General features: G+C 54.2%; 16 protein-coding genes. All 16 read left to right on the forward strand.

Annotated features, from left to right (window positions below):
* Window positions 1–21 precede the first annotated feature (21 nt).
* The 16 genes from GX016_07720 to GX016_07795 all read left to right on the forward strand — a co-directional run bounded on the left by GX016_07720 (window position 22) and on the right by GX016_07795 (window position 13665).
* On the forward strand, window positions 22–738 hold the full coding sequence (locus tag GX016_07720; protein HHT71446.1) for an amino acid racemase: 717 nt from the start codon (window positions 22–24) through the stop codon (window positions 736–738).
* Between the two features lie 66 nt (window positions 739–804).
* Window positions 805–1647 carry a deoxyribonuclease IV gene (locus GX016_07725; protein ID HHT71447.1) on the forward strand — a complete coding sequence of 281 codons (843 nt, stop codon included), beginning with the start codon at window positions 805–807 and terminating at the stop codon, window positions 1645–1647.
* Window positions 1648–1704: 57 nt separating this feature from the next.
* The gene (locus GX016_07730) at window positions 1705–2577 is read left to right on the forward strand and encodes an arsenic efflux protein (GenBank protein HHT71448.1); all 873 of its coding nucleotides are present in this window, start codon (window positions 1705–1707) and stop codon (window positions 2575–2577) included.
* A gap of 183 nt (window positions 2578–2760) precedes the next feature.
* Window positions 2761–3342 carry a glycerol-3-phosphate 1-O-acyltransferase PlsY gene (gene plsY, locus GX016_07735; GenBank protein HHT71449.1) on the forward strand — a complete coding sequence of 194 codons (582 nt, stop codon included), beginning with the start codon at window positions 2761–2763 and terminating at the stop codon, window positions 3340–3342.
* 34 nt (window positions 3343–3376) lie between these two features.
* On the forward strand, window positions 3377–3982 hold the full coding sequence (locus GX016_07740) for a glycerol-3-phosphate responsive antiterminator (protein HHT71450.1): 606 nt from the start codon (window positions 3377–3379) through the stop codon (window positions 3980–3982).
* 254 nt (window positions 3983–4236) lie between these two features.
* Window positions 4237–5730: a glycerol kinase GlpK gene (gene glpK, locus GX016_07745; protein ID HHT71451.1), complete on the forward strand. Its 1494-nt coding sequence runs from the start codon at window positions 4237–4239 to the stop codon at window positions 5728–5730.
* A 172-nt stretch (window positions 5731–5902) separates the two neighbouring features.
* Window positions 5903–7387, forward strand: a complete 1485-nt coding sequence (locus GX016_07750) for an NAD(P)/FAD-dependent oxidoreductase (protein ID HHT71452.1) — start codon at window positions 5903–5905, stop codon at window positions 7385–7387.
* Window positions 7380–8657, forward strand: a complete 1278-nt coding sequence (locus GX016_07755; protein HHT71453.1) for an FAD-dependent oxidoreductase — start codon at window positions 7380–7382, stop codon at window positions 8655–8657. The genes GX016_07750 and GX016_07755 overlap by 8 nt, the downstream gene beginning before the upstream one ends.
* Window positions 8654–9043, forward strand: a complete 390-nt coding sequence (locus GX016_07760) for a DUF1667 domain-containing protein (GenBank protein HHT71454.1) — start codon at window positions 8654–8656, stop codon at window positions 9041–9043. The genes GX016_07755 and GX016_07760 overlap by 4 nt, the downstream gene beginning before the upstream one ends.
* 29 nt (window positions 9044–9072) lie before the next feature.
* Window positions 9073–9705, forward strand: a complete 633-nt coding sequence (locus GX016_07765) for a glycerol-3-phosphate responsive antiterminator (protein HHT71455.1) — start codon at window positions 9073–9075, stop codon at window positions 9703–9705.
* An 18-nt stretch (window positions 9706–9723) separates the two neighbouring features.
* Window positions 9724–10596: a hypothetical protein gene (locus GX016_07770; protein ID HHT71456.1), complete on the forward strand. Its 873-nt coding sequence runs from the start codon at window positions 9724–9726 to the stop codon at window positions 10594–10596.
* A gap of 176 nt (window positions 10597–10772) precedes the next feature.
* Window positions 10773–11771, forward strand: coding sequence for a dihydroxyacetone kinase subunit DhaK (gene dhaK / locus GX016_07775; GenBank protein HHT71457.1), 999 nt, complete (start codon window positions 10773–10775; stop codon window positions 11769–11771).
* Window positions 11772–11823: 52 nt separating this feature from the next.
* The gene (gene dhaL / locus GX016_07780; protein ID HHT71458.1) at window positions 11824–12462 is read left to right on the forward strand and encodes a dihydroxyacetone kinase subunit L; all 639 of its coding nucleotides are present in this window, start codon (window positions 11824–11826) and stop codon (window positions 12460–12462) included.
* Between the two features lies 1 nt (window position 12463).
* Entirely contained in the window at window positions 12464–12988 is a 525-nt protein-coding gene (locus GX016_07785) for a type 1 glutamine amidotransferase (GenBank protein ID HHT71459.1), read from the forward strand.
* Window positions 12989–12997: 9 nt separating this feature from the next.
* Complete coding sequence (gene dhaM / locus GX016_07790) at window positions 12998–13387, forward strand: PTS-dependent dihydroxyacetone kinase phosphotransferase subunit DhaM (protein ID HHT71460.1); 390 nt, start codon at window positions 12998–13000, stop codon at window positions 13385–13387.
* A gap of 14 nt (window positions 13388–13401) precedes the next feature.
* Window positions 13402–13665 carry an HPr family phosphocarrier protein gene (locus GX016_07795; protein ID HHT71461.1) on the forward strand — a complete coding sequence of 88 codons (264 nt, stop codon included), beginning with the start codon at window positions 13402–13404 and terminating at the stop codon, window positions 13663–13665.
* Window positions 13666–13683: the final 18 nt, after the last annotated feature.

Here is a 13683-nt window from a genome sequence, read left to right on the forward strand (position 1 = left end):
CCCAAAAAGGAGCGGAGGAGAATGAAGGCCAATACAGAAATTCTGGGAGTAGTAGGCGGTATGGGACCAGCAGCTACGATCCAGTTTATGCATTTGGTGGTCAGTTTGACACCGGCGCAGCGGGATCAGGATCATATCCGCATGCTGGTAGACATGAACCCGGCTATCCCCGATCGCACAGCGGCGATCTTGGGCCAGGGGCCGTCGCCGGTACCAGAGCTGGTTAAATCAGCGCGCCTATTAGAGCAGGCCGGAGCCACGTTTTTGGTCTTTCCTTGTAATACGGCCCACTACTTCTTACCACAAGTACAAGCTCAAATTAATATTCCTATACTTAACATGATCGAAGAAACAGCGGCCTATATTGGGGAGCGGGGGATGAACAAAATAGCTTTACTGGCCACGGATGGCACCGTCCAGACAGGCCTCTACCAACAGGCGCTTTCCGGCCGCAAGCTGAATTATTTAGTGCCGGACGAAGCGGCCCAACAGGCAGTGATGAAGACTATTTACGATATTAAGGCCGGTTGCGACTTAAAGAAGGCGAAGCAAACCTTTGCCCCGGCCATTAAGTGGTCTCGGAGCCAGGGGGCGGAAGCGGTTATTGCCGGCTGTACCGAATTGTCGTTGATCTTGATCGGGGACACATACGAGGACCTACAAGTGGTGGATGCCATGAAAGCAGTAGCCTACAGGGTGCTGGAGCGAGTTCTTGGTCCAGATCCAACGGTGGCCTAAAGCGGTTGATTTATTTGCAGTCTCGATACCGAGTGGTATAATGGGGCCATCGAAAGGATGACCACGATGATTATCGGAGCACACTTATCTATCAGCAGGGGTTATCCGGCGGCGGCCAGACAGGCCGGGCGGCTTAAGCTGGACGGGTTTCAGTATTTTTCCCGGAATCCCCGCGGCGGGGCGGTGCGGTCCTTGCCTGCAGCCGAGGTAGCGGAGTTTAGACAAGCGGTGCAACAAGAGGGTCTACAAGTTAATTTGGCTCATCTGCCTTATACGGTGAACTTAGGCAGCGATGAGCCGCGCCGGCAGGAGTTTGCCGTGATGGTGGTAAGCGAAGATATGGAGCGCGCGGCGGCTTTGGGCACTCCTTTAGTGGTAGCGCACCCGGGGCATTTCGGTGCCGCCGAGGTTGAAGCAGGGCTGAACCGAGTGGCTGCTACACTCAAGGCCGGACTAGAGGGCGTACCGCCCGGTCCGATGTTTTGCTTGGAAACCATGGCCGGGCAAGGCCGGGAAATCGGTGGGCGCCTGGAAGAGCTGGCCGAAATTATCAGTCTGGTGGGGGACCGAGCTGAAATCGGTATTTGTCTTGACTCGGCCCACTTGTTTGCTGCCGGCTGGGACATGCGCACCAGGGCCGGCCTAGATGAATTGGTAGCAGCCATTGAGGCCACTGTTGGCTGGGAACGGGTGCAGGTAATGCATCTTAACGATTCCAAGGCACCCCGGGGCAGTCGACGGGACCGGCACGAACTTATCGGCCAGGGCGAAATTGGCTTAGATGGGATTAAGGCTATTGTTAACCATCCGCGGCTGGGTCAGTTACCGATGTTTTTGGAGACACCGGTGGCTGACTACAAGCAGTATCAACAACAGGCCCAACTGGTACGGGAGTTGGCCCAGGAGTAGGATAAAACTGGTGACCCTGGGCAAAATAGGGGTAAAAGATGGGCGGAGGTAAGCTACGTGGCTGGAATCACAGCTGCACTAATTGACAGTTGGGCAGACACCAAAGGGATGCTGCCCTTACTCTTTCTACTTTTTCTAGGGTTAGAGTTCTTCCAGCACCAGCGTTGTGAGCAACTGGGAGAGCTTCTTCGGCGCGCCGGTGTCTTGGGACCGCTAATTGGAGCTGGGCTGGGAATTATTCCCCAGTGCGGGTTTTCCGTGCTGGCCAGCTTGCTGTACCTGCAAGGCTGTATTACACCGGGCACCTTACTGGCGGTGTTTTTGTCCACATCGGACGAAGCAATACCGGTAATACTGGCTCAGCCAGGTCGACTGGCCACAGTTGCTCCGCTACTGGCGATCAAATTAATGGTAGGCGTAAGCGGCGGATATATTACCGACCTGATCCTGGCACCCAAATGGCAGCGGCCGGACTATGGGCCCACGGGCAGTATGCCGGTGGGGTCTACGCTGGGCGTACACGCCCATGTTGAACCGGTGCCGACAATTGTCCAACATGCTGTGGCGCAGACGGTCCAAATCTATTTGTTCGCTTTTCTGGCTACAGCGGCTCTTACTTATGGTAGCCAGCGCCTGGGTTTTGAGCAAATGGCCAAGCTCCTTCTTGCCGGCAGTTCCTGGCAGATTCCGCTGGCGGCTGTCTTAGGCCTCATTCCTAACTGCGTCGTTTCCGTAGTTATAACCCAGCTTTATCTGGAAGGTGCGCTAGGTTTTGGTGCCACCGTGGCCGGACTGGCATCGGCAGCCGGGTTGGGATTGTTGGTCTTACTCCGCCATAACCGTAGCTGGCTCGATACACTTCGTATTATGGGCCTGCTGGTTGGTTTCGCAGTGGCGGGTGGTATGGTGTTGGAACTGGTGCTAACGTAGCGGCAAGGCTGCAGGACGCCAATGGGGGCAAGGCGAAATCCAACGGAGGTTAACGGAAGGCAGAGATGCGGCTGCAAAATCTCCCCTAAAGCGAAGAAAAACATGCCTGCCCAGGAAGGAAATTGGTTTGGATGGGCAGAATACTGTTATTGAAAAGCGAAATGATTAAGGGGGTAGGGGTTCTTGATTGGCAGCATAATCCTTTCCTACCTTCTGGGATCGATCCCATGTGGGGCCATTGCCGGCAAGATTAAGGGACGAGATGTTACGCGTTTGGGCAGCGGGAATATCGGTACCGCCAATGTGGCACGGGTGCTCGGTGTTCCCATGGCGCTGGCGGTTTTTGTCGGAGATGTGCTTAAAGGTTTTTTGGCTGTCTATATAGGGCGCTGGCTGGGAGGAACGCCGGCGGCTGCTGTACTGGCCGGTTTGGCTGCCGCTTGTGGGCACAATTGGTCGTTGTTTTTGGGATTTAGAGGTGGAAAAGGTGTGGCCACATCCTTCGGCGCTTGCCTGGCTTTGTCACCGCTGTTAGCACTGTCACTGATTGCTGTTTGGATTGTGGCGGTCGCCATTACTCGTTATTCATCTCTAGGATCAATACTGGGAGCAGGCGCGGCTCCGTTTATGGCTGCTATTTTGCGGCAAGGTTGGCCGGTCTTTTGGTTTGGAGTGGCTGGGGCGGCTTTGATCATTGTCCGCCACCGGAGTAATATTGAGCGCTTGTTATCCGGCACCGAGCTTAGGTTGGGAGATCGGCTTTGACCCTGTCGACCATGGTTGTTAAGGGAGAGGGATCATGGAGCTGCAATACTACATCGATAGTAACCCCATCATTGCGGCCGTGCGGAATATGGGAGACTTAAATGCGGCCCTCTCGTCTTCTGTCCGGGCGGTATTTCTTCTTACCGGCGACATCAATACTGTGGGTCAGGCGGTGCGGTTAGCCCGCCAAGCCAATAAGGGCATATACATTCATTTGGATTTATTAGAGGGTCTTGGTCGAGACAAGGCGGCGGTACGGTTTTTAGCTCAGGAAGCACAGCCGGACGGAATAATCACTACTCGCAGTCATTTGATTCAGGCGGCTAAGTCGCTAGGACTATATACTATCCAGCGGATTTTTGTGCTGGACTCGTTATCCGTTAACACCGGAGTAGCCAGTGTGCTCAAGACGGGTCCCGACGCTGTAGAATGTTTGCCGGGGATCTTGCCCCGGGTATTTATGGAGATTAGCCAGCAAATCCACCGACCTATTATTGCCGGTGGCCTGCTGCAGTACCCGGAAGAGATGCGGGCTGTGTTCAATTCGGGTGTTAGGGCCGTATCGGTAAGTAAAAAAACTTTTTGGAATTTCTTTCATACTAAGGAGGAATTTTTGCAGTTTTGCCGAATACCTATATAGAGACAAAGTGTTAATTTATGCGGTACACTTTGTGGTAGATGAATCGGCTTTAGTCGGGAAAAGTAAATATGCGCGGACGGAGATGTGGAGAAAGTCCTATCCTAGGTTCATGTTTTGTGACATGGGCCCTGGGTAGGACTTTTGCTATCTCCAAAAAGCGGTATCAAGGGGGTATGCTAGGAGGAAAAATCTGAGTTGTGCGAGAATGGGGCGGCTAAGGCGGAATCTAAATGCAAGAAAGAGGAGGTACCAGGATGGCTAAATACATTTTGGCGCTAGATCAGGGGACCACCAGTTCACGGGCCATTGTTTTTGACCATGAAGGTAACAACCTGGCCATGGTTAACAAAGAGTTCCCCCAAATCTATCCGCAGCCTGGCTGGGTAGAACACAATCCCATGGACATCTGGAATTCTCAGCTTGAAGTGGCTAAGGCAGCCATGGAGAAGGCAGGGGTTGGACCGGAGGATATTGCTGCCATTGGGATCACGAATCAGCGTGAAACCACCATTGTCTGGGACAAGAAAACCGGCGAACCAGTGTACAATGCTATCGTCTGGCAATGCCGACGCACCGCTTCGATCTGCGACGATCTTAAGGCCAAAGGCTGGATCGATAAGATGCGCGACAAGACCGGCTTAGTAATTGACGCTTATTTCTCGGGAACTAAAGTAAAATGGATTTTAGATAATGTTCCCGGTGCTCGTGCGCGCGCTGAGAGGGGCGAGCTCATATTTGGCAATGTGGATACCTGGCTGATGTGGAAGCTCAGCGGCGGCAAAATCCATGCTACCGACTATTCCAATGCTTCCCGGACCATGCTGTTCAATATTAGAAAGCTGGACTGGGACGATGAGATCTTAGTGGCACTTAACGTTCCGCGGGTGATGCTACCTGAGGCTCGTCCGTCCAGTCATATCTACGGCCAGACTGATGCGGCCATTTTCGGAGCAGAGGTCCCCATCGCTGGTGATGCTGGGGATCAGCAAGCGGCGTTGTTCGGGCAGGCCTGTTACAAACCGGGTATGGCCAAGAACACCTATGGTACCGGTTGCTTTATGCTCATGAACACCGGCGAGATGGCAGTTCCGTCCAAGCGTGGGTTGCTTACTACGATTGCGTGGGGCGTTAACAATAAGGTTGAATATGCCCTGGAGGGCAGCATCTTCATTACCGGCGCTGCTATTCAGTGGCTGCGCGACGGAATCAAAATTATTGACAATTCCGCTGAGTCGGAGGCCTATGCTACCCGAGTGGACGATACCGGCGGTGTCTACGTAGTGCCGGCCTTCGTAGGCCTGGGCGCTCCCTATTGGGACATGTATGCCCGTGGGACCATCGTTGGTATTACTCGGGGTACCGAGCGCGAGCACATTGTGCGGGCAACGCTGGAATCGATTTGCTACCAGACACGGGATGTACTGGAAGCGATGATTCAAGATTCCGGTATCAGCTTACAGGCGCTGAAGGTGGACGGCGGAGCGGTGGTAAATGACTTCCTGATGCAATTCCAGTCCGATATCTTAGGTGTTCCGGTGCACAGACCCAAGATCACTGAAACTACGGCGCTGGGCGCTGCTTACCTAGCCGGATTGGCAGTGGGCTATTGGAAGGATCAGAACGAGATTGCAGCCAAATGGCAGATGGATCGGGAATTTAAACCGACTATGGCCGAGGACAAGAAAGAAAAACTGTACAGTGGCTGGAAACGGGCCGTAGACAGGGCCCTGAAGTGGGAAGAAGCCTGAGGGTGATTTGGCAACGATAGGGGCTCCTGGCCAGTCGCAGCATAATTTGTAGTAGGTGGCAAAGAAACGGAGAAAGCCACACCTGAAAGCATGGGAACAAGCTATGGCTTACAATGGTTTCCTTGGGTGTGGCTTTGTCTTCTTTGCCGGCCGGACAAAGGAGGTTCTGGTGATGGAAAGACTGAAGGGGGACGTGGTGGTTATCGGTGCCGGTGTTACCGGCACAGCAGTGGCCCGCGAGTTGGCTCGCTATCAGGTGAAAGTGTTTCTAGTTGAGAAGTATCCTGATGTGGCTTGTGGCTGCACCAAGGCCAACACAGCTATTGTGCACGCGGGCTACGACGCTACGCCCGGATCCTGGAAGGCTAAGCTCAATGTCCGGGGTGCCGCGGTTTATCCTCAGGTTTGTCAAGAATTGGAGGTGGAATTTAAACCCACGGGATCGTTAGTGGTTGCTTTAGCTGAGGATCAAGTGTCCCACTTGTATGAACTGCTGAACCGGGGCTATGTAAATGGTGTGCCCGATCTTGAAATTATCGGTCGCGAACAACTGTTGGCCCAGGAGCCCTATGTAAACCCGAAAGCGGTGGCGGCTTTGTGGGCACCAACCGCTGGGTTGGTAAATCCGTGGGGGTTGGCTATTGCCCAAGCGGAAAACGCGGCCGAAAACGGAGTCGAAGTGTTGCTAGGAGCTCCGGTGGTGGGTCTTGAACTTAAAGACGGACTGGTTACTTCTGTACAGACACCGACGGTAATAATCGAAACCCGTTATGTGGTTAACGCCGGCGGCAGGTACTCGGATGAAATTGCCGCCATGGTGGGCCAGGATGATTTCCGCATCGTGCCGCGCAAGGGCGAGTACTATGTTTTTGACAAGCGCTTTGGCTATATGGTGGGCTGCCCTTTGTTCCCGGTACCGACGGCTGTTTCTAAAGGCATTCTGGTCACGCCGTCAGTGGACGGCAATCTGCTGATCGGTCCTAATGCCCAAGATCAGGAAGATAAAGAGGATTTGGATACAACACCGCAGGGATTAGCGGAGGTGTTGAAAGAAGCGTTGGATATGATGCCGGATCTTCCGGTAAGAGATGCCATTACCAATTTTGCCGGGCTGCGGGCGGTGGCGAGACCAAGTAACGACTTTGTGCTGGGGCCGGCACCGGGAGTCGCCAATTTCATTAACGCGGCCGGTATCCAATCACCGGGTTTAACAGCAGCACCGGCAGTGGCAGAAGTAGTGCGTGATTTTCTCCAACTGGCCGGGTTAGAACTGAAGGGCAAGGCTAAGTTCAATCCGTTTCGCCGCGGAATTGTCACTTTTCGGGACAAGAGCCATAAGCAGCAGGCCGAGCTCATCGAGGGCGACCCGCGTTATGGGCAGATTGTGTGTCGTTGTGAGACCGTAACTGAGGCGGAAATTGTCCAGGCACTTCACCGACCGGTACCTTGTACGACCATTGACGGTGTTAAGCGCCGCACTCATGCCGGCATGGGAAGGTGTCAAGCCGGTTTCTGCACGCCGCGGGTGATAGAGATTATGGCTCGGGAATTGGGGCTCTCCTGGGATCAGATTACGAAAAAAGGTGGCAGTTCCAGATTGCTGCTCAATCACACCAAGTGTTCAGGTGCCGTAAAGGGGGCCGGGGAAGATGCATAAACTGCAGTGCGATGTGGCCGTGATTGGAGCTGGACCGGCGGGATTGGCTGCAGCTGGGCGGGCCAAGGCTGCGGGAGCCGAAAGAGTAATGCTCATCGACCGCGACCGTGAGCCGGGAGGTATCCTGCAACAGTGTATTCACAATGGGTTTGGCTTACATCTGTTTAATGAAGAGCTCACCGGCCCGGAATACGCATATAAATTTATTCAGGAGAACTTTGCCAGTGGAGTGGAATTCTTTCTTAACACCATGGTACTGCAGGTGCAACCCAGTGGCCACATTTATGCCATCAGCAAAAAGCTGGGTATGGTTGATATAGCTGCCGGCGCCGTCGTGCTGGCCATGGGCTGTCGGGAAAGAAACCGTGGGGCGGTGACGATTCCTGGCAGCAGACCCAGTGGAATATTTACCGCCGGCACGGCCCAGCGCTTCGTCAATGTGGAGGGGTATCTGCCCGGTAAACGAATAGTGATCCTCGGCTCCGGTGACGTCGGTCTGATCATGGCTCGGAGGTTTACTTGGGAAGGGGCCAAAGTAGAGGGTGTTTTTGAGATTATGCCGTACTCCAACGGCCTCACCCGCAATTTGGTACAGTGCTTGCGGAACAACAATATCCCGCTGCATCTTAGCCATACCGTGACTAAGATCCACGGCCAAGAGCGGGTTCAAGCGGTTACGGTATCTAAGGTAGACGAGCAGTTTCACCCGGTACCGGGAACCGAACAAGTACTTGATTGCGACACGCTGCTACTTTCGGTGGGTTTGATTCCGGAAAACGAACTTAGCCGCGACGCCAATATCGACCTTGATCCGGTGACCGGAGGGCCTGTGGTTACCGACGAGATGGAGACCACCCTACCGGGTGTGTTTGCCTGTGGCAATGTGGTCCATGTACACGATCTGGTTGATAACGTTACCCGAGAAAGCTGGTTGGCCGGCGAGGGAGCGGCCCGGAGGGTCTTGGGGCAACAGCCGGGGGGAGACTTGATCACCACTAGGGCTGGTGAAGGGGTTCGCTACGTGGTACCACACAAGATTCATGTAGCCAATTTGGCAGCCAAGAAAACCACGCTTTACCTTAGAGTCCTGGAACCGGACGAAAACGTAAAGCTGGAGCTCCTGTTAGGAACAAAACCGGTGTATAGTAGGAGAGAACGGGTGGTGCGCCCGGCCGAAATGGTAAGTGTTAGTCTGTCATCGGGGCAAATTACCGCCTCTGCCGGTGAGGAGCTAGTGGTTCGTTTGGTAAGGGAAGGTGACCAGGCATGACCGAAATTCATGAATTAATTTGCATTGCTTGCCCGGTAGGATGTCAAATAAAGGCGCAAGTCCGGCAAGACAAGATCATAAGTATAGAAGGTAATCAGTGCAAGCGGGGCGAAATCTATACCCAAGACGAAATTTTCAGACCGGCGCGGGTGGTTACCAGTACGGTACGAGTGCAAGATGGGGCTCTGCCAGTGGTTCCGGTGCGAACAGCTGAGCCGGTGCCTAAAAAAAGCATTGGGGCCATATTGCAGGAACTGGCTCAGGTGACAGTGATAGCCCCAATCGAGTTTCACCAGATAATAGCGCACGATATTGCCGGGACCGGGGTGGCGGTGGTGGCCAGTCGTCCGCTGCCAGTCAGAGAAGCCAAAGACAAAACTGCCTAGGCCAAAGCAGGGTAGAGGAGGAGAACACGGTGACGGAACTTGAGCGTCAGCTGGCAATAAGCCCCATCATAGCGGTGATCCGCGACGATGTCAGTTTTGAGTTGGTACTGAAGTCGCCTGTGTGCTGTGTTCTTCTGGCCTATGGTGAGCTGGTGAGCGTGGGTGCGGCCGTGCGCAAGCTTATAGCGGCGGAGAAACTGGTATTTCTTAATTTTGATCTGATCGACGGTTTCGGCAGTGATCAGGCAGCAGTGCGCTTTGTGGCGCAACGTATTAGACCCCATGGCATCCGCAGCACGCGCAGCCAACTGATTAAGGCTGCTCATAAGGAAGGCCTGCTCACAATTCAGAGTCTGTTTCTGCTCGATTCGTTGGCAGTGAAAAACGGACTGCGCTCGGCTCTGGGCTCTTCACCCACAGCGGTGGAAGTACTACCCGGGATCATGCCTCGGGTTATTCGGGACATCAGTAGCAAGTGTCCGTTGCCTATCATTGCCGGGGGCCTGATTCGCAGTCTGAAGGAGGCGGAAAATGCCCTGGCAGCCGGAGCGGCCGGTTGTGCCACAGCGGAAAAGTCTCTGTGGGACTTAAGACGCCGATTCAAAGGAGGTGGTAATAAGGTTAATCAGCCAAAGAGCACAAGTCTGGTACACTATGCCTGAAAAAAGGGGGATTAGGGGATGGCCATTGACATTCAGTATTTAGCGGCGGCGTTTGGCGGTGGTGTTTTGGGAGCCTGCTTGGGAGGCTTGCCGGCTTTTATTATGACCGGGTTTGTGTTAATGGTGGGTATAGCGGCTGGTTTCTTTGGTTCACCGGAAGCGGCCAATGTTATTGCCGGGGTTGGTTTTGGACCGGTGTTGGCACCCTGGGTTGCTTTTGCCGGCGGTGTAGCTGCTTGTACCTATGCTTCCAGTCGTGGATTGGAAGTTGCCGGGAAGGATATCGGGTCTCCTCTGGCTCAGCTAAATAATCCGGGTGTCCTGTTAGTGGGCGGTGTTTTTGGTGTTATTGGATGGTTATTATTCTCCCTCTGGAACGCTCTAGGGCTGATGACGGACACTGGCGGACTGACGGTAGCTTTGTCGGCGATAATTGCACGGGCCGCATTTTATCAAGAAGGACCCTTTGGCACCTTAACCGCAGAGGCTAGGTCAAAAGGTGGACTGTTTGCGGTTACTGAGGGCCACTGCTGGTTGCCATGGCAAAGCGATTGGGCCCAAGTGGCGATGATCGGCGTGGGCTTCGGGCTGACAGGCGGACTGGTCGGTATTGTCACGGGTCAGCCGGTGCTGGCCTTTGCCATCAGTGCTGCTTCGCTGGTGTTTCTCCGCTTTGCTCCCGGTTTTCCGGTAACTCACCATATTACTCTACCGGCAGCTTCGGCGGCACTGGCCACCGGCAGCATCTGGATGGGTGCGCTGTTTGGTCTCCTGGGCGCTATCTTCGGCGAGGTGGCGGCGCGGACTTTCTATAACTATGGTAAGAACCATATCGACCCGCCGGCGGTATCGCTGGTAATTACCAATACAATTATTCAACTGCTTCTCTAATAACTGTTTAAATCACCGTATCCGAGGAAACAGAGGGAAAGAATTTAGCTCGAGTATGCCAGTGGCTTCAAGCCTTGAAGCCACTGGCACTGTACGCTTCTCGAGCGGCTTAACAAAAAGAAAGACGGTAGGAAGTAGAACGGGGTTATCCATCTATCAAAAGAAGGGGTGATGAAATGAAAAAGCTCATTAATTTGCCGGAGCAGGTAGTGAAAGAGATGCTGGCCGGTATGGAAGCGGCCTATCCGGATTATATCCGGCTCTTGCCCGAGCTTAATGTAGTGGTGAGAACAGATGCTCCAATTCAGGGACAGGTGGGATTGGTTAGCGGCGGCGGCAGCGGTCACGAGCCGACCCATGGCGGGTTTGTCGGCAAGGGGATGCTATCGGCGGCTTGTGCCGGCGATGTCTTTACTTCGCCAACACCGGATCAAATCTTGGCGGCTATTAAGGAAGTGGACGGTGGAGCCGGGGTTCTGCTCGTGATAAAGAACTATACCGGCGATGTGATGAACTTTGAGATGGCAGCCGAGCTGGCAGCAGCCGAGAACATAGAGACTGCCAGTGTAGTGGTAGACGACGATGTAGCCGTGGAAGACAGCCTGTATACCCAGGGTCGCCGGGGTATTGCCGGTACTGTCTTTGTGCATAAGATTGCCGGGGCCAAAGCGGAAGCCGGCGGCACTCTGGCTGAGGTGCAGGCAGTGGCCAACAAAGTGATCGCCAATGTGCGCAGCATGGGGATGGCTTTGACACCTTGCATTGTGCCTGCTGCCGGTAAACCGACGTTTACCTTGGCTGAAGATGAAGTGGAAATCGGGATGGGAATTCACGGTGAGCCTGGCACTCACCGGGAAAAAATTAGACCGGCGGATGAGATCACCAAGCACCTTACCGACAAGGTCTTAATTGATCTGCCCTTTAACGAAGGGGATGAAGTGGCAGTTATGATCAATGGGCTGGGGGCTACTCCGCTGATGGAATTGTTTATTCTCAACAAGAAAGTAGCTGCTATGCTGGCCGAACGGAACATTAAGGTATTCCGTACTTATGTGGGCGAATACATGACCTCACTGGAGATGGCAGGAGCTTCAGTAACCTTGCTCAAACTGGATGAAGAGCTGAAAGAGCTGCTGGCCGCACCGGCTGATACGCCGGGATTTAAGCAACTGTAGCAGTCCGGGGCGCCGGAAGGCGCCCCTGTGTTGAGGAAAGAGGGGTAGCGGGATGGGACTTAAAGTGAGCGATCTGAATGAATTAATCTTGGCTATGGGTGCAGTGATTGAGGAGAATAAAGCGTTCTTGACGGAACTCGATAGTGCCATCGGAGATGCTGACCATGGGATTAACATGGCCAAAGGGTTTCGAGCCGTAGCCGAAAAAATACCCACGTTAGCCGGCAGTGATGCCGGAACCGTACTTAAAACAGTGGGTATGACTTTGGTCAGTACAGTGGGCGGCGCGTCGGGTCCCCTATACGGCACCGCGTTTTTGCGTGCTGGCATGAAAATAGGTAATAAAACCGAACTGTCAGCTAATGATTTGCAGCAGGCTTTGGCTGCTGCCCTGGAGGGGATCAAGCAGCGGGGCCGGGCCGAACCAGGTGACAAGACCATAGTGGATGCTCTTGAGCCGGCGCTGGCGGCACTAACCGAGGCTCTGGCAGCGGGCAACGGAGCCGCCGCAGCCTTAGGGTCGGCTGTGAGTGCGGCCGAAAACGGGGTGGAATACACTAAAGGAATTATTGCCCGCAAAGGGCGCGCCAGCTATCTGGGCGAGCGCAGCCTCGGTCACCAGGATCCTGGAGCCACATCCACCTACTTAATACTGAAGACCATAGAAGAGTTTTTGACTAGGAGGCAATAGGATGGCTGAACTTACAGGTAAGAAAATAGCGGTATTAGTGGAGGACGGTTTTGAAGACCTGGAGCTTTGGTATCCGGTGCTGCGCCTGCGGGAAGCCGGTGCTGAAGTGGATGTGATCGGTACCGGTAGCGCTGCCGAATACAGAGGTAAGTATGGGCTTTCCTGTCCAGCGGGAAAAAATATCGTCGCTGTCAAGGCGGCTGACTACGACGGGTTAATAGTCCCCGGCGGCTGGGCACCGGACAAGCTGCGCCGCTATGGGAATATATTGGATTTTGTCCGCGACATTTTCCTGGCCGGCAAACCGGTAGGTGCTATTTGCCATGCTCCTTGGGTGTTGATCTCGGCCAAAGTGCTGACCGGTAAGACCATGACTTCCACCGTGGCGGTGAAAGACGATGTGGAAAACGCCGGTGCCACCTGGGTGGATCGGGCGGTAGTGGTGGATGAAAACTTAATCAGTTCCCGGCGTCCGGCTGATTTACCGGATTTTTGCCGGGAATTTATCGCCGCCTTCAAGCAGTAGGGTCAGATTATGGTAGGACTGGTGATTGTATCCCACTCGCAGGCAGTGGCCTTAGGAACCAGAGAGCTGGCCCTGCAGATGGCACCCAGCGTGCCCATAGCCGCTGCCGGCGGTACGGCTGACGGTCGCTTGGGTACAGATGCTGTGTTGATTCGACAAGCTATTGAAGAGGTTGCTGATTGTGACGGAGTGCTGGTACTAATGGATTTGGGCAGCGCTGTGTTAAGCACGGAAGTGGCACTGGAGCTTATGGCGGCCGAGCTGCAGACAAAGGTGCAGCTAGCCGATGGACCGCTAGTTGAAGGTGCGGTAGCAGCGGCAGTAGAGGCTAGCTTAGGGAGCCCGCTGAAAGCAGTGAAAGCGGCGGCTGAAGGGGCCGCCGGCTTGAAAAAACTCTAGCATGAGGTATAAAGATGAAAGAGATTCAATTAGTACTGACTAACAAGCTGGGACTTCATGCCCGGCCGGCGGCGGCGTTTGTGCAAACGGCGGCGGGGTTCAAGTCCCAAATTAGCATTTCCACCGGAGGAAAAACAGCGGATGCCAAAAGCATTCTTGGTGTCTTAGGACTGGGGGCCCGCCAAGGGGCTGCCGTTACAATTAGGATTGACGGGGTGGACGAAGAGAAGGCGGCGGCAGGATTGCAGGCATTTTTTGCCGGCCAGGCTGAAGAGTAGTTGGAGACAGGGGTGAAC

This window comes from Bacillota bacterium, from assembly GCA_012837285.1.
Taxonomy (GTDB): Bacteria; Bacillota; DTU030; order DUMP01; family DUMP01; genus DUNI01.